The following is a 16073-nucleotide window of genomic DNA, read 5'->3' as shown; positions in this document are numbered from 1 at the left end:
GCGCACAGACGCCTCCGCCGATGCATCCCGAGGGCTGCCGTCGCAACCTTTACGACTTGGTGACGGCCTTCCCTTTATAAATACACATACGGGACAGGCCGACGCCTCGGACCGATCTTGTGGGGCAGTCCGCGGCACTTCCCCTCAGCGCACATCGTTACCATGCGTGGACGCACATTCCGACGACCACTGACGACGACGAGGGACGGGCGAGCGCGTGGCCGAGGCGGCAGACTTCCAGGGGATGAGTCCCTCACCTGCCCGCCGCTGGTTGCGGCGCACCGGAGCACTGTTCGCCGGGGCGCCACTGCTGGCCGGCCTGCTCCAGCTGCCTGCCGCGGCGCCCTCGCACGCCGCCGGACAGGACTCCCTGAAGGCCGTTTCCGGCTCGGAAACCGTCGATGTCGCTGTGGACTCGCTCACTCCGACCGTGCCCGGCGAGGACGACACCATCACCGTGTCCGGCACGGTGACCAACAAGGGCAAGGAGACCGTCACCGACGCGCAGGTGGACCTGCGTCTCGGAGGCGCCCTGAACACCCGCTCGGCCATCGACGCGGTCGCCGGACGCACCGACTACCAGCAGGGGCTCGACGGCTCCCCGGTCGGCGGGAAGTACGTCAAGGAGTTCGCGAAGCTCACTCCGGGCGTCGCCCAGAACTTCAGCATCTCGGTGCCGGTCGACAAGCTCGACCTCGGCGGCGAGGGCGTGTACCAGTTCGCCGTCTCACTGTCCGGCGAGACGTCCTCGCAGGCATGGGACCACGTGCTCGGCATCGAGCGGACGTTCCTGCCCTGGCAGCCGGACGGCGCCGACACGAAGACGAAGACGACGGTTCTGTGGCCGCTCGTCTCCACGTCCCACATGACGGCGCAGACGGGATCCGACGAGTCCCAGACGCCGGTCTTCCGTGACGACGACCTCGCCAAGGAGATCTCCCCGGGCGGGCGCCTCCAGCAGCTGCTGTCGCTCGGCAAGGATCTCGACGTCACCTGGGTGATCGACCCCGACCTGCTGGCCTCCGTGAGCGCGATGACGGAGAGCTACCGCGTCCAGGGCGAGGGAGACACGACCACGGCCGGCACCCATCAGGGAGCCGCCAACCGGTGGCTGTCCGAGCTCCAGGACGCGGTGCAGGACAAGGAAGTCGTCGCCCTGCCCTTCGCCGACCCGGACCTGGCCTCCCTCGCGCACAACGGCACGAACGTCACCGGCTCCCTGAGCCATCTCAAGGAGGCCACCGACGTCGCCTCGGACACCGTCGAGTCGGTGCTCCATGTCGTACCGACCACGGACTTCGCCTGGCCCGTGAACGGCGCCGTCGACCCGTCCATCGTCAAGGTCGCCACCTCTGCCGGCGCGGACAAGGTGATCGCCCGCAGCGACAGCCTGATCGAGACTGGCGGTCTGCCCTACACGCCCTCCGCGTCCCGCCCCATCGGCGGCGGCACGACGGCGCTCGTCGCGGACGCCCGGATGTCGACGGTGTTCCAGGGCAACCTGACGCGAGCGTCGAGCTCGACGCTCGCCGTGCAGCGGTTCCTCGCCCAGAGCCTGGCGCTGAACCTCCAGTCCGACCGGCAGCGCAGCATCGTCGTCGCCCCGCAGCGGATGCCGTCGGCGAGCGAGGCCCAGGCGATGGCCGCGGCGGTGACGGCGCTCCAGGGCGGCTCCTGGTCCCAGCCCCAGGAGCTCGCGGCCGCGGCCACGGCCAAGCCGGACTCCGGAGCCACCACGAAGGTCCCGTCGGCCTCCCGGTACCCCTCCTCGCTGCGCAAGCAGGAGCTCCCGCGCGCGGCCTTCGAGCAGATCGCGTCCACGCAGAACAAGCTCGACAACTTCAAGGTCATCCTCAGCGACCCGTCCCGCGTGGTGACCCCCTTCGGCCGGGCCATGAACCGCGAGATGTCCACGTCGTGGCGCGGTCGCTCGGCCGAGGCGGCCGACTTCCGCAACGGCGTCGAGGCGTACATCAACTCCCTCGCCGGCCAGGTCACGCTGATCGAGAAGTCCGAGATCAAGCTCTCCGGGCGCAGCGCCACGATCCCCGTGACCGTGCAGAACAACCTGGTCCAGGGCGTCGAGCACCTGGTGCTGCGGCTCACGTCCACGAGCCCGAGGCGTCTGGAGATCGGCGGCGACAGCTACTACGAGCAGTCCGTCTCGGTCTCCGGCGGACACAGTCAGACCGTGAAGTTCCCCACCTCGGCCCAGGCCAACGGCCAGGCCTCGGTGATCGCCCAGCTGTACACGGAGGACGGGCAGGCGTACGGCCAGCCCGTCAGGTTCGATGTGAAGGTCACCGAGTTCACGGCCACCGTGATGCTGGTCATCGGCGGCGGATTCCTGCTGCTGGTCCTCGCCGGGTTCCGGATGTACACGCAGCGCAAGCGCGCCGCGGCCCGCGACGCGGAGGAGGACGACTCCCGGGAGACGGGCGCGGAAGAAGGCGGTCCGGAGAACCCGGAAGGGCCCTCCGACCGTCTCACGCCCGAGGATGTTCTCAACGAGGAGTCCCGCCCCGAGGACGGGGCAGACGCCCCGGAGCAGGCGAGTGACCCTTCAACGGACACCGCAGCGGAAAGCGCCGACCCGTCCGGCACGGGTGAGAGAGTGGACCGTTGAGCGATGTCGTGGCCGGTGGGCCAGGGACGATGAGGTGGGGTAGCCATGAACGCGCCGTACGACGGTGACCGCGGCCAGGCCGCGGGCAGCTCGGGGCACCCCGAGGGCCCGCCGCCCGAGCCCGGCCAGGTGCCGCCGCAGCAGCCCGCGGACATGTACCTCCAGGACGCCTACGACCAGGACCCCTACCGGGGCCAGGAGCTCTCCGCCCAGGACCCGGTCGCCGAGGCGCTGTACGACCGCGCCGCGCACCCGCCGCCCCCGCCGGGCACGTACCAGCCTCAGCAGCCCCTCTACTCCCAGCCGCCCCAGTCGCCGTACGCCCCCGACCCCAACGTGTGGGCCCAGACCCCGGCGCCCGAGCCGGAGGGTCCTACCCAGTACCTGCCGTACGGTGACGACCCCCGTACGACCCAGTACGTGGGCGTCGACGACCTCGTCTCGAACTCCGCCGGGGAACAGCAGGAGCACGACGCCTTCGCGCACCTCTTCCGCGACCAGCAGCAGGGCGGCCACCCGCAGTACCAGGCACAGCCCACGGTCCCGGCACCGTCCCCCGCGCCCGCCGCGGGCCTCACGCCGCCCGTGGGCCCCACGCCGACCGCGGGGGCCGAGACGGCCTCGCCGGAGCCCGCGCCTGCCCCCGCCCCCACCGGGAAGAAGGGCGGCCGGGCCGGCGGTCTGCTGAAGTCGAGCGCCGTGATGGCCGCGGGGACGATGGTCTCCCGGCTCACCGGGTTCGTCCGGTCCATGCTGATCGTCTCGGCACTGGGCCTCGGCCTGCTCGGCGACTCCTTCCAGGTCGCCTACCAGCTGCCGACGATGATCTACATCCTGACCGTCGGCGGCGGCCTCAACTCCGTCTTCGTGCCGCAGCTCGTGCGCGCCATGAAGGACGACGAGGACGGCGGCGAGGCCTACGCGAACCGTCTGCTGACGCTGGTGATGGTGGCGCTCGCCGCCCTGACCGCGCTCGCGATGTACGCCGCCCCGCTGCTCGTCAGCGCGCTGTCCACCAAGGTCGCCAGCGACCCCGCCGCCAACGACGTCGCGGTCACCTTCACCCGTTACTTCCTGCCCTCGATCTTCTTCATGGGCGTCCACGTGGTGATGGGCCAGATCCTCAACGCGCGCGGCCGCTTCGGCGCGATGATGTGGACGCCGGTCCTGAACAACATCGTCATCATCGTGACGCTCGGCATGTTCCTGTGGGTGTACGGCACCGCCGAGCACTCCGGCATGTCGGTCACCAGCATCCCGCCGGAGGGCCAGCGGCTCCTCGGCATCGGTGTCCTGCTCGGTCTGGTCGTCCAGTCCCTGGCGATGATCCCGTATCTGCGGGAGACCGGCTTCCGGCTGCGGCTGCGCTTCGACTGGCGTGGCCACGGCCTCGGCAAGGCCGCCGTGCTCGCCAAGTGGACCATTCTGTTCGTCCTCGCCAACCAGGCGGGCGCGCTCGTGGTCACCCAGCTGTCCACGGCCGCCGGATTCGCCTCCGACGAAGACGGCACCGGCTTCGCCGCCTACGCCAACGCCCAGCTGATCTGGGGCCTGCCGCAGGCCATCATCACCGTGTCCCTGATGGCCGCCCTGCTGCCGCGCATCTCGCGTTCGGCGGCGGAGGACGATCCGGGCGCCGTGCGCGACGACATCTCCCAGGGCCTGCGCACGACAGCCGTGGCGATCGTGCCGCTCGCCTTCGGCTTCGTGGCGCTCGGCATCCCGATGTGCACCCTGATGTTCGGCTCCTCGGGCACGAGCGAGGCCACCAACATGGGCTACATGCTGATGGCCTTCGGCCTCGGCCTGATCCCCTACTCGGTCCAGTACGTCGTGCTGCGCGCCTTCTACGCCTACGAGGACACCCGCACCCCCTTCTACAACACCGTCATCGTGGCCGCGTGCAACGCGGGTGCGTCGGTGCTCTGCTTCCTCGTGCTGCCGGCCCGCTGGGCCGTGGTCGGCATGGCCGCCTCGTACGGCCTGGCCTACGCGATCGGCGTCGGTGTCGCGTGGAGCCGACTGCGCAAGCGGCTCGGCGGCGACCTCGACGGCACCCGGGTGATGCGGACGTACACCAGGCTCTGCATCGCCTCGGTGCCGGCGGCGCTGCTGAGCGGCTTGGCCTGCTACGGAGTGACCCTGACGCTCGGCCAGGGCGCACTGGGCTCCCTGGCCGCCCTGCTGGCCGGTGGAGCGGTACTGCTGGGCACCTTCTTCGTCGCCGCGCGCCGGATGCGCATCGACGAGCTCAACTCATTGGTCGGCATGGTTCGCGGGCGTCTGGGTCGCTGAACCGGGGTACGCGCACAACCATCGTCCGCCGCCGCGTGTCGTGCATAGCGGCGGACTGTGGGCACAATTGGTTTCGGCGTCGGACGGCGCGCACGGGGTCCAACGGCGCGCAATGGATGGGGAGGCAGGAACGACGGTGGCGGAACGGAGCACGGCTGCCGTCGACGTGGCAGACAACAGCGGCGACGAGCCGCTGACCGCTCAGGCGGACCAGTCCACGGCCGACGGGGTGGCCAAGAATCGGGAGCGGGTCACGGACATCGACGAGGCACAGGGGAGTGGCGGGACCGAGGGTCCCGAGAAGGCCTCACCGCCCGAACTGCACAGCGGCCACAAACTCGCCAGACGCTACCGCCTCGAGGAGTGCGTCACCCGTCTGGACGGTTTCAGCAGCTGGCGGGCGGTCGACGAGAAACTCCGTCGCGCCGTCGGCGTGCACATCCTGCCCGCGGACCACGCACGGGCGCGTTCCGTGCTGGCCGCGGCCCGTTCCTCCGCGTTGCTCGGCGACCCGCGCTTCGTCCAGGTGCTCGACGCCGTGGAGGAGAACGACGTCGTCTACGTCGTCCACGAATGGCTCCCCGACGCCACGGAACTGACGACCCTTCTCGCCTCCGGTCCGCTGGAGGTGTACGACGCCTACCAGATGGTCACCCAGGTGTCCGCGGCCATGGCTGCCGCCCACCGCGAGGGTCTGGCCCATCTGCGGCTCAACCCGAACGCCGTGCTGCGCACCTCCAGCGGGCAGTGGCGCATCCGCGGCCTCGCCGTGAACGCCGCGCTTCGGGGCATCAGCTCCGACACCCCGCAGCGCACCGACACGGAGGCCATCGGCGCCCTGCTGTACGCCGCGCTCACCCAGCGCTGGCCGTACGAGAGCGACGCCTACGGGCTGTCCGGGCTGCCGAAGGACGTCGGTCTGATCGCGCCCGACCAGGTGCGTGCCGGTGTCCACCGCGGGCTGTCCGAGCTCGCCATGCGCGCGCTGGCCAACGACGGCGCGACCGCCTCCCGCCACGAGTCCGCGTGCACCACGCCGGAGGAACTGGTGAAGGCGATCGGCGAGATGCCCCGCATCCGCCCGCCGGAGCCCTCGTTCACGGCCCCGCCGGACTATCAGCGCACGACGTACCAGCAGGGCACGTACGGCCGCCAGACGCGTCCCGGCGTCACCCAGCAGATGCCGACCCCGCCGCCCCCGCTCCAGAGCCGCACGGGCAAGGCCCTGAAGTGGGCCGTCTCGGCCCTCCTCATCGCCGCTCTGGGCCTGGGCAGCTGGCAGTTGGCGGACGCGCTCATGGACCAGGGCGGCAAGTCCGAGGACTCGAACCAGACGCAGACGACAGAGGACAACGACAAGAGCCCGACGAAGCCGGCCAGCAAGCCGATCGCCATCGAGGGCGTCCAGGACTACGACCCGTTCGGCTCGGACGGCTCGGAGAACCCGAGGGACATAGACAAGATCTACGACTCGGCCTCGGGCACCTACTGGCAGACGAGCTACTACGCCAGCGCCGACTTCGGTCGGTTGAAGTCGGGTGTCGGAGTCATCCTGGATCTCGGCAAGGCCCAGCCCGTCGGCAAGGTCACCATCAGCTTCATGGGCGACACCTCCGTCGAACTCCGAGCCGCCTCGGGTGACCCCGGCGCCACGCCGACGTCCTTCGACAGCTACCCCGAGGTGGCCTCCGGTTCCGGCACCACGGTGACACTCAAGCCCGGCGACTCCCTCAAGTCCCGCTACCTTCTGATCTGGCTGACCAATCTGCCGAAGCAGGTCGACGACGGTCAGTTCCGTGGCAGGGTCTTGGACGTCAAGGTGAGCAGCTGAGAGAGGGAGGGGGGTCCGATGGCGGATGGCGGCGCATACGGTGACACAAGCGATCAGGACCTCCTCGCCCTTCACGTAGAGGGCGACCCCGATGCTTTCGGGGAGATCGTGCGGCGTCACCGTGACCGCCTCTGGGCCGTGGCGCTGCGGACGCTGGGCGACCGCGAGGAGGCCGCTGACGCCGTCCAGGACGCCCTCGTCTCCGCCTACCGGGCCGCCCACACCTTCAGGGGCCAGTCGGCCGTCACAACGTGGCTGCACCGCATCACGGTGAACGCCTGCCTGGACCGCGCCCGCAAGGCGGCCTCCCGCAAGACCTCCCCGGTCGACGACACCGAGCGCCTGGAGCAGCTCCTGGAGCCGCACGAGTCCGCCTCGGCGCCCGCGGAGCGCAACGATCTCCACCGCCAGCTGCTGGAAGCGCTCGGCACGCTCCCGCCGGACCAGCGGGCGGCCCTCGTGCTCGTGGACATGCAGGGCTACCCCGTAGCCGAGGCCGCCCGGGTTCTCGATGTCCCGACGGGCACGGTCAAGAGCCGGTGTGCACGGGGCAGAGCCAGACTTCTGCCTCTCCTCACCCATCTCCGCCCGGAAAGCGGCGGTGGTGGCAAGGATCCCGGCGAGAGGCGGAACCGGACCCAGGGGACATCCGTCCCACCGGCAGCGGGTCCCGAAGCCAGGAGGCCGAAGGAGACGGATCCGCGCGATACAGGGCCGAGTGATTCAGCCGCAGTGAAGGGCGGAGGTGGGCGAGCGTGACATCCACGACAGATACAGCCGGGCACCCGGACGTCGCCGAGATCTCCGACCTCACCGAGGGACTCCTCCCCCCGTCCAAGACAGCCGATCTACGCCGGCACCTGGACGAGTGTGAGCTGTGCGCCGACGTCCACGCCTCGCTGGAGGAGATCCGGGGACTGCTCGGCACTCTGCCCGGCCCGGCACGGATGCCCTCCGATGTCGCTGAACGCATCGACGCCGCGCTCGCCGCGGAGGCTCTGCTGAGCGCGACGGCGCCTCGTGACGCCGACGCACCTACGCATGCCGGCGGTGTCCGTGCGCTCTCCGCTGCCGACGACGGCAGGTCTGCCGAGGACGACGGCACGCATGTTTCACGTGAAACATCGACAGCATCAGACCGTCCGGCAGGTCACGCCCGCTCCTCCACCACCGGCCCCGGCCGCAAGGACCGCAAGAGGGCGGGGCGCCGCAAGGTCGCCGTCCTGGGCGCCGCCTTCACGGCCGCTGCCCTGGGCCTCGGCACCGTACTGCTGACCTCGCTCATGGGTGGTGGAGGATCCGGTCCCACGGCCGAGGGCGGGCAGACCACCGCCGACACCTTCTCCGCGGCGAAGCTGGAGAAGCAGGTCGACCACCTCCTCGCCACGAGCGGCAGCAACATCGGCAAGTCCCGCGGCCCGGACGAGAGCATGGGCGTGCGGGGCGGACCCGACACCGAGAGCCCGAAGATCCTCCGGGAGATCACCGTGCCGGAGTGCATCCAGAAGGGCATCGGTCGCGATGACGCGGCGCTCGCTGCTCAGGAAGGCACTTTCCAGGGCAAGGAAGTGCTGCTCGTCGTCCTCACCGACGCCTCTGACGCCGGCAAGGTCACCGCTTATCTCGTCGACGCGAGCTGTGTGACACACCCGTCGACCACCAGTGCCAAGGTCCTTCTGACGAAGTCCTACGCACGTAACTGAGAGCCCGGCGGTTCGTCTTCATCAGGCGCGGCAACCCCTACGGTGAGGCCTCACCGTGTGCCCGGACACAGTGGGAATGCACGCCCCTTAGGATCCGTTGGGTGGGGTGAGAGTTCTGAAAGGGGCTCCACCGGTCCGACGACGTATTCCAGAGACGAGGAATCAAGCCGTGAGCGACGTCCGAAACGTGATCATCATCGGCTCCGGGCCTGCCGGCTACACGGCGGCGCTCTACACCGCGCGCGCGTCGCTGAAGCCGTTGGTGTTCGAAGGTGCCGTCACCGCCGGTGGTGCGCTCATGAACACGACCGACGTGGAGAACTTCCCGGGCTTCCAGGACGGCATCATGGGCCCCGAGCTCATGGACAACATGCGCTCCCAGGCCGAGCGCTTCGGTGCCGAGCTCGTCCCGGACGACATCGTCAATGTCGACCTGAGCGGTGAGATCAAGACCGTCACCGACACCGCGGGCACGGTCCACCGTGCGAAGGCCATCATCGTCGCGACCGGCTCGCAGCACCGCAAGCTCGGCCTGCCGAACGAGGACGCCCTCTCGGGTCGTGGCGTCTCGTGGTGTGCCACCTGTGACGGGTTCTTCTTCAAGGACCAGGACATCGCCGTGATCGGCGGCGGCGACACCGCGATGGAGGAGGCGACCTTCCTCTCGCGCTTCGCCAAGTCCGTGACGATCGTCCACCGCCGGGACACCCTGCGCGCCTCGAAGGCGATGCAGGAGCGTGCCTTCGCCGACCCGAAGATCAAGTTCGTCTGGGACAGCGAGGTGGCCGAGGTACAGGGCGAGCAGAAGCTCTCCGGCCTGAAGCTGCGCAACATCAAAACCGGCGAGCTCTCGGACCTGGCGGTCACCGGCCTGTTCATCGCGATCGGCCACGACCCGCGCACCGAGCTGTTCAAGGGCCAGCTGGAGTTGGACGAGGAGGGCTACCTCAAGGTCAGCGCCCCCTCGACCCGCACCAACCTCAGCGGCGTCTTCGGTGCCGGCGACGTGGTCGACCACACCTACCGCCAGGCGATCACGGCGGCCGGCACCGGTTGTTCCGCCGCTCTCGACGCCGAGCGCTTCCTCTCCGCCTTGGCGGACGAGGAGAAGGCCGAGCCCGAGAAGACCTCTGTCTGACCCCCATCCACCCCACGCCCCGATCAGTTAAGGAGCCCGCCGTGGCCGGCACCCTGAAGAATGTGACCGACGATTCCTTCGAGCAGGACGTCCTCAAGAGCGACAAGCCCGTCCTGGTGGACTTCTGGGCTGCCTGGTGCGGTCCGTGCCGTCAGATCGCGCCGTCCCTCGAGGCGATCGCCGCCGAGCACGGTGACAAGATCGAGATCGTCAAGCTCAACATCGACGAGAACCCGGGTACGGCCGCCAAGTACGGCGTCATGTCCATCCCGACGCTGAACGTCTACCAGAACGGCGAGGTCGCCAAGACCATCGTCGGCGCGAAGCCGAAGGCCGGGATCCTCCGCGACCTCGAGGACTTCATCGCCGAGTGACGTTTCACGTGAAACACGAATGGGCCAACCCCTTGGGTTGGCCCATTTGCTTTGGCGGGGTGCAGCACGGGTCAGAGAGGCCGCAGCGCCGGTTCCTTCTGGACCGCGCCGAGAAGCCGGTCGATCGCCATCTCCACGTCTTCCTTCCATGACAGAGTCGTCCGCAGCTCCAGCCGCAGTCGTGGGGACGTGGGGTGCGGGCGAACCGTCTTGAAGCCCACGGCCAGCAGATGGTCGGCGGGCAGAACGCACGCCGGCTCTTTCCAACGAGCGTCTCCGAAGGCCTCGATCGCCTTGAAGCCCCGTCGCAGAAGATCCTTGGCGACTGTCTGGACCATCACTCTGCCCAGCCCTTGGCCCTGATAGCCGGGCATGATGAACGCGGTCATCAGTTGCACCGCGTCCGGTGAGACAGGGCTCGTGGGAAACGCCGTCGCGCGAGGAACGTAAGCCGGAGGCGCGTACAGCACGAAGCCGACCGGCACTTCATCGACGTAGACGACTCGCCCGCAGGAGCCCCAGTCCAACAGGACGGCGGAGATCCAGGCTTCCTTCTCCAGTGCGGCCGTGCCGGCCTTTACCGCTGCCTCACCGCTGACCGGGTCCAACTCCCAGAAGACACACGAGCGGCAGCGCTTGGGAAGGTCCGGAAGGTTGTCCAGCGTGAGCGGTACGAGCCGACGCCCCATGAAGGCTGTTCCTCGCTTCCTTCGCCCGCGGCATCGCGAGCGGCTGTCAGGGCGCTTCGCTCTCTGAGCAGGCTGCCGACGAATCCGCCGACCGCGCCCAGTCCAAGACCCGCGCTCACCAGTCCGGTGCGGCTCACCGTTCGCATGGACCCCGCCTCCCCTAAGAGGTCTGCCAGGTGGATGCGCCATACCCGATCGCATCGTATCGACGATGCGATTCCATCGATACCGCCAGAAAGCAAAGTGCGGGCCGTGTTCCGGTACACACCGGACACGGCCCGCATGAACGGGTCGGACAGCCGAGCCGGCCGAGCCTCAGCCCTCGTTGTCCTCGTCGTCCTCATCGAGCAGGCTCTTCTGCAGGGCGAGCTTCTCGCCCGGAGCGAAGGTGGTGAGGATCCGCTCGAGGTCCTCCGGAGAGGCGAACTCGACGGTGATCTTGCCCTTCTTCTGACCGAGCTCGACCTTCACTCGCGTCTCGAAGCGGTCCGAGAGCCGCGTCGCAAGGTCGGACAGCGCCGGCGAAGGAACCGAGCCGGCCCGGGGACCCCTGGACCGCGGGGTCTTCTGCGGGCGGGAGCCCATCAGGGTCACGATCTCTTCTACGGACCGTACGGACAGCCCTTCGGCCACCACGCGGTAGGCCAGCCGCTCCTGCTCCTCGGCGTCCTCCACGGACAGCAGAGCCCGCGCATGGCCAGCGGAGAGCACTCCGGCCGCCACCCTGTTCTGAACCTTGGGCGAGAGCTTCAGCAGACGCAGGGTGTTGGAGACCTGGGGCCGGGAACGGCCGATGCGGTCAGCCAGCTGGTCGTGCGTGCAGTTGAAGTCCTTCAGCAGCTGATCGTAGGCAGCCGCCTCTTCGATCGGGTTCAGCTGAGCGCGGTGCAGGTTCTCCAGCAGCGCGTCCAGCAGAAGCTTCTCGTCATCCGTGGCCCGCACGATCGCCGGGATCGCCTCGAGGCCGGCCTCACGGCAGGCCCTCCAGCGGCGCTCGCCCATGATGAGCTCGAAGCGCGAGGGAGCGATCTGCCGCACGACGATCGGCTGGAGGAGACCGACCTCCTGGATGGAGGTGACGAGCTCCTGGAGCGCGTCCTCGTCGAAGATCTCACGCGGCTGACGCGGGTTCGGCGTGATCTCGTCGAGGGGGATCTCCGCGAAGTGAGCGCCCATGGGAGCGGCAGGCGTCTCCACGGCGCCGCTCGACGGCGGCTCCTCGGTTTCATGTGAAACAGGCGGCAGCGTAGCCACCTTGGCCGCGGCGACCCCACGGTCGGTCAGCACCGGCATCGCAGCCGGGGAGGCGGGAGCAGCTCCCCCTACCGCGGGCGGGGGCACCGTCTTCTCCGTCGGTGCAGCAGGGATCAGTGCGCCGAGTCCACGACCCAAACCCCTCCGTCGCTCGCTCACTGGATCCCCTCCACCATGCTCGGGTTGCTCTGGGCGCCGAAGTGGCCGTTCGTCGGGTCGTAGCTGACACCGACACCCTTCAGCGCGATTTCTCGTGCGGCCTCAAGGTAGGACAGGGCGCCGCTCGAACCTGGATCGTAAGTCAGAACCGTCTGCCCATAGCTCGGCGCCTCGGAGATACGGACCGAGCGGGGAATGCTCGTCCGCAGCACCTCGTCGCCGAAGTGGTTGCGTACCTCGTCCGCGACCTGGGACGCGAGCCGCGTCCGGCCGTCGTACATGGTGAGCAGGATCGTCGAGACATGCAGGGCGGGGTTGAGGTGCCCCCGCACCAGGTCGACGTTGCGCAGCAGCTGCCCAAGTCCCTCCAGCGCGTAGTACTCGCACTGGATCGGGATCAGGACCTCCTGGCCGGCCACGAGTGCGTTGACCGTCAGCAGGCCGAGCGAGGGAGGGCAGTCGATGAGGACGTAGTCCAGCGGCTGTTCGTAGGCCTGGATCGCCCGCTCGAGCCGGCTCTCACGCGCCACCAGCGATACCAGCTCGATCTCAGCACCGGCGAGATCGATCGTGGCGGGGGCACAGAAGAGGCCCTCGACATCGGGGACCGGCTGGACGACTTCGGCGAGCGGCTTGCTCTCGACCAACACGTCATAGATCGAGGGAACCTCGGCGTGATGGTCGATCCCCAGGGCCGTGGATGCGTTGCCCTGAGGGTCGAGGTCGATAACGAGTACACGGCCGCCATGCAGGGCCAGCGAAGCGGCAAGGTTGACGGTCGTCGTCGTCTTGCCCACGCCCCCCTTCTGGTTGGCGACCACCATGACACGCGTCTGCTCGGGCCGTGGCAGGCCCTCGCCGGCGCGGCCTAGCGCCTCGACCGCCAGTTGGGCAGCACGACCGATGGGAGTGTCGTCCATCGGGGGCGGTGTTTCACGTGAAACATCGTCCCCCATCGACTCGGTACGGGGACCGGGGACCGGATCGGTCATCGGTCCCGCGATGTTGGCGTCGGACCGCAAGGATTCACTCTCCTCGACTTCAGGCTCGCAATGAACAGAGCCTCCCATGTCTTCGGGGTCGTGAACCAGTGAGGCCTGTTGTTCTGTGGAGAAATCCACCTCTGTGGAAACCTCCGTGCCCCTCCAGGGGGACGGAGAGTCATCGGAAGCACCCTCCTTGAGGGAGCCGAGGGGCTTTCGGTCACGCGGTTCGGCAGCGCGGCCGCGGCTAATGATGCCGTGCAGCAGTGAGCGACGTTTCACGTGAAACACGATGCACAGCAGCGGTGGCCGAACTGTCGCGACACTCCGGCATGGGTAGGTTTGCCAGCTTGTGTGGAGTACGTCTCGTCGTCAGGACGGATCAGCGTCGTCGACGGGTCCGTCCCGTCCTGGCCGCCTTCGCACGCTTCGCCGCGAAGCGCACACCGCCCGGGCTCTCCCCGACCTCGACGCGCACGACCGTGGACATCGGGTCCACCACGCCCTCGCCGACATGGTGGATCGACGTCTCCACCGCCCCAAGCTTGCTCAGAGCCGTCGCCGCGCTCTTCAGCTCCTCCTCCGCGGCGTCGCCCTTGAGCGCCAGCATCTCGCCGTAGGGGCGCAGCAGCGGGATGCCCCAGGTGGCCAGGCGGTCCAGCGGAGCGACCGCACGGGCGGTCACCACATGCACGGGCGGCAGCTTCCCCATGACCTCCTCGGCGCGACCACGGACGACCGTCACATGGTCGAGGCCGAGCAGCTCCACGACCTCCGTCAGGAAGTTCGTCCGCCGCAGCAGCGGCTCCAGGAGAGTGATCTTGAGGTCCTCCCGGACCAGCGCCAGCGGGATGCCGGGCAGTCCGGCCCCCGAGCCGACGTCGCACACCGTCACGCCCTCGGGAACGACCTCCGAGAGCACCGCGCAGTTCAGCAGGTGGCGCTCCCACAGACGGGGCACCTCGCGTGGGCCGATCAGGCCGCGCTGCACACCCGCCTCGGCGAGCAGTTCGGCGTAGCGGACCGCATCAGCGTAGCGATCGCCGAACACCTCACGTGCCTGTTCGGGCACAGGGGGAAGCTCCGCTGCCTCCGTCACGGGGGACCGTCCTTCCGTACCGCGCCGGCGCTTCGGGCGCCGATCACCAGAACCACCAGAACTAACAGGCTGACAAACTTCGGCCCCGCCTGCGCACAGACGGGGCCGGAGGAGACGTAGCGACCGATCAGGCGGGAAGGACGACGACGAACCGCTGCGGCTCCTCGCCCTCGGACTCGCTCCGCAGGCCCGCCGACTTCACCGCATCGTGCACGACCTTGCGCTCGAACGGCGTCATCGGGTTCATCTTCACGGGCTCGCCGGTGCTCTTGACCTCGGCGGCGGTCTTGGCGCCCAGCTCGGAGAGCTCGGCCCGCTTCTTGGCCCGGTAGCCGGCGATGTCCAGCATCAGCCGGCTGCGGTCCCCGGTCTCCCGGTGCACGGCCAGGCGCGTGAGCTCCTGAAGCGCCTCCAGCACCTCGCCCTCACGCCCGACCAGCTTTTGCAGGTCGCGGCTGCCCGCGTCGCTGATGATCGAGACAGCGGCGCGGTCGGCCTCGACGTCCATGTCGATGTCGCCGTCGAGATCGGCGATGTCGAGCAGACCTTCGAGGTAGTCCGCCGCGATCTCGCCCTCTTGCTCCAGGCGGCTCAGGGTGTCTGCACCCTCGGCAGCGGCGGAGGTGGTGCCTTCCGTCACGGGATGGGCTCCTTCTTACTTCTTGGACGGGGACTTGGGGCGCTGCGGACCGCCCTTGCGCTGCCCGGACTGGGCCTTGCTGCGGCCGCCGCTGCCGGGCTTGGGAGCATCCTTCTTGGCGGCTTCGGGCTTGGCGTCCTCAGGCTCGGACTTCTCCAGCGAGGTCGGCTCGTCGGCCTGCTTCGCATGGCCGGACTGACGCTGGGACTTGCTCTGCCGCTTCGGCTGCTGACGCTTGGGCGTCGCCGTGGTGGTCGGCGTACCGTCCTCGGCGACGGTCGCGACTGCGCCCTCGCTCTTCACCACGGTGCCGTCGGTCTGCGCCGCGAGTCCGGCCTTGGTCAGGCCGTTGATGAACTTGCGCTCGAACTCGTTGCGGTCGCGGCCCTTGGCGACGATGGCCTTGATGATGGCGCGCTCGCCCCGGCGGCGGGTCTTGCCGTGGCTCGTGACGTGCTTGGTCAGGCGCTCCAGGTAGGCGGCCTGGGCCTTGGAACCCGGGGTCGGGTTGTTGTGGATGACGTACATCTGCTGGCCCATGGTCCACACGTTGGTGGTCAGCCAGTAGACGAGGACACCGACCGGGAAGTTGATGCCGAAGACGGCGAACATGACCGGGAAGACGTACATCAGCATCTTCTGCTGCTGCATGAACGGCGTCTTCACCGTGGTGTCGACGTTCTTCGTCATCAGCTGGCGCTGCGTGTAGAACTGCGACGCCGACATCAGGACGATCATGACCGCGGTGACGATGCGGACGGTGGTCAGCGAGGCGTCGAGGGCGGCGACGTCAGCAGAGCTGTCGGTGAACTTCGCGGCCAGCGGGGCCCCGAAGATGTGCGCCTTCTGCGCGCTCTCCAGCAGGCTCTGGTTGATGACACCGATGGTGTCGTTGTTCGCGATGCTGTTGAGCACGTGGTACAGGGCGAAGAAGAACGGCGACTGCGCCAGGATGGGAAGGCACGAGGAGAGCGGGTTGGTGCCCGTCTCCTTGTACAGCTTCATCATCTCTTCGGACTGACGCTGCTTGTCGTTCTTGTAGCGCTCCTGGATCTTCTTCATCTCGGGCTGCAGCGTCTGCATGGCCCGGGTCGCCTTGATCTGCTTCACGAAGAGCGGGATCAGGCAGATACGGATCAGAATCACCAGGGACACGATGGACAGGCCCCAGGCCCATCCGGTGTCGGGGCCGAAGATGGCGCCGTACACCGAGTGGAACTGGACGATGACCCAGGAAACGGGTGTCGTGATGAAGCTGAAGAGGCTGGCAATCGTGTCCACT

At 68.6% G+C, this 16073-nt stretch carries 13 protein-coding genes; 7 read left to right on the top strand and 6 right to left on the bottom strand.

Features of this window, described 5'->3' with window-relative positions:
• Nucleotides 1-217 precede the first annotated feature (217 nt).
• The 7 genes from CP983_RS21630 (at nucleotide 218) to trxA (ending at nucleotide 9967) form a co-directional block, all read left to right on the top strand.
• Entirely contained in the window at nucleotides 218-2626 is a 2409-nt protein-coding gene (locus CP983_RS21630; protein WP_150501237.1) for a DUF6049 family protein, read from the top strand.
• Nucleotides 2627-2671: 45 nt separating this feature from the next.
• The gene (murJ, locus tag CP983_RS21625) at nucleotides 2672-4921 is read left to right on the top strand and encodes a murein biosynthesis integral membrane protein MurJ (RefSeq protein WP_150501235.1); all 2250 of its coding nucleotides are present in this window, start codon (nucleotides 2672-2674) and stop codon (nucleotides 4919-4921) included.
• Nucleotides 4922-5057: 136 nt separating this feature from the next.
• Nucleotides 5058-6752 (top strand): protein kinase family protein, encoded by a 1695-nt coding sequence (locus CP983_RS21620; RefSeq protein WP_150501233.1) that lies wholly within the window; start codon nucleotides 5058-5060, stop codon nucleotides 6750-6752.
• A gap of 18 nt (nucleotides 6753-6770) precedes the next feature.
• Nucleotides 6771-7511, top strand: a complete 741-nt coding sequence (gene sigM / locus CP983_RS21615) for an RNA polymerase sigma factor SigM (protein ID WP_126901636.1) — start codon at nucleotides 6771-6773, stop codon at nucleotides 7509-7511.
• Nucleotides 7508-8455 (top strand): anti-sigma factor, encoded by a 948-nt coding sequence (locus CP983_RS21610; RefSeq protein ID WP_150501231.1) that lies wholly within the window; start codon nucleotides 7508-7510, stop codon nucleotides 8453-8455. Before sigM ends, CP983_RS21610 begins: the two co-directional genes overlap by 4 nt.
• Before the next feature lie 169 nt (nucleotides 8456-8624).
• Nucleotides 8625-9593: a thioredoxin-disulfide reductase gene (gene trxB / locus CP983_RS21605; RefSeq protein WP_150501229.1), complete on the top strand. Its 969-nt coding sequence runs from the start codon at nucleotides 8625-8627 to the stop codon at nucleotides 9591-9593.
• 41 nt (nucleotides 9594-9634) lie between these two features.
• The gene (trxA, locus tag CP983_RS21600; protein WP_107904974.1) at nucleotides 9635-9967 is read left to right on the top strand and encodes a thioredoxin; all 333 of its coding nucleotides are present in this window, start codon (nucleotides 9635-9637) and stop codon (nucleotides 9965-9967) included.
• 71 nt (nucleotides 9968-10038) lie between these two features.
• On the opposite strand, the gene CP983_RS21595 is transcribed toward trxA, so the two are convergent.
• The 6 genes from CP983_RS21595 to yidC all read right to left on the bottom strand — a co-directional run bounded on the left by CP983_RS21595 (nucleotide 10039) and on the right by yidC (nucleotide 16072).
• The gene (locus CP983_RS21595) at nucleotides 10039-10656 is read right to left on the bottom strand and encodes a GNAT family N-acetyltransferase (protein WP_030947167.1); all 618 of its coding nucleotides are present in this window, start codon (nucleotides 10654-10656) and stop codon (nucleotides 10039-10041) included.
• A 315-nt stretch (nucleotides 10657-10971) separates the two neighbouring features.
• Nucleotides 10972-12069 carry a ParB/RepB/Spo0J family partition protein gene (locus CP983_RS21590; protein WP_150501227.1) on the bottom strand — a complete coding sequence of 366 codons (1098 nt, stop codon included), beginning with the start codon at nucleotides 12067-12069 and terminating at the stop codon, nucleotides 10972-10974.
• Complete coding sequence (locus tag CP983_RS21585; protein ID WP_093746623.1) at nucleotides 12066-13139, bottom strand: ParA family protein; 1074 nt, start codon at nucleotides 13137-13139, stop codon at nucleotides 12066-12068. Before CP983_RS21585 ends, CP983_RS21590 begins: the two co-directional genes overlap by 4 nt.
• Nucleotides 13140-13434: 295 nt before the next feature.
• Nucleotides 13435-14151 (bottom strand): 16S rRNA (guanine(527)-N(7))-methyltransferase RsmG, encoded by a 717-nt coding sequence (gene rsmG / locus CP983_RS21580; RefSeq protein WP_107904972.1) that lies wholly within the window; start codon nucleotides 14149-14151, stop codon nucleotides 13435-13437.
• A 127-nt stretch (nucleotides 14152-14278) separates the two neighbouring features.
• Nucleotides 14279-14791, bottom strand: coding sequence for a Jag family protein (locus CP983_RS21575; protein WP_150501225.1), 513 nt, complete (start codon nucleotides 14789-14791; stop codon nucleotides 14279-14281).
• Between the two features lie 15 nt (nucleotides 14792-14806).
• Nucleotides 14807-16072 carry a membrane protein insertase YidC gene (yidC, locus tag CP983_RS21570; protein ID WP_125524331.1) on the bottom strand — a complete coding sequence of 422 codons (1266 nt, stop codon included), beginning with the start codon at nucleotides 16070-16072 and terminating at the stop codon, nucleotides 14807-14809.
• Nucleotide 16073 lies beyond the last annotated feature (1 nt).

Origin of the sequence: Streptomyces chartreusis (genome assembly GCF_008704715.1) — a bacterium.
Classification (GTDB): Bacteria; Actinomycetota; Actinomycetes; order Streptomycetales; family Streptomycetaceae; genus Streptomyces; species Streptomyces chartreusis.
This window is presented reverse-complemented; position numbering and strand designations above follow the sequence as displayed.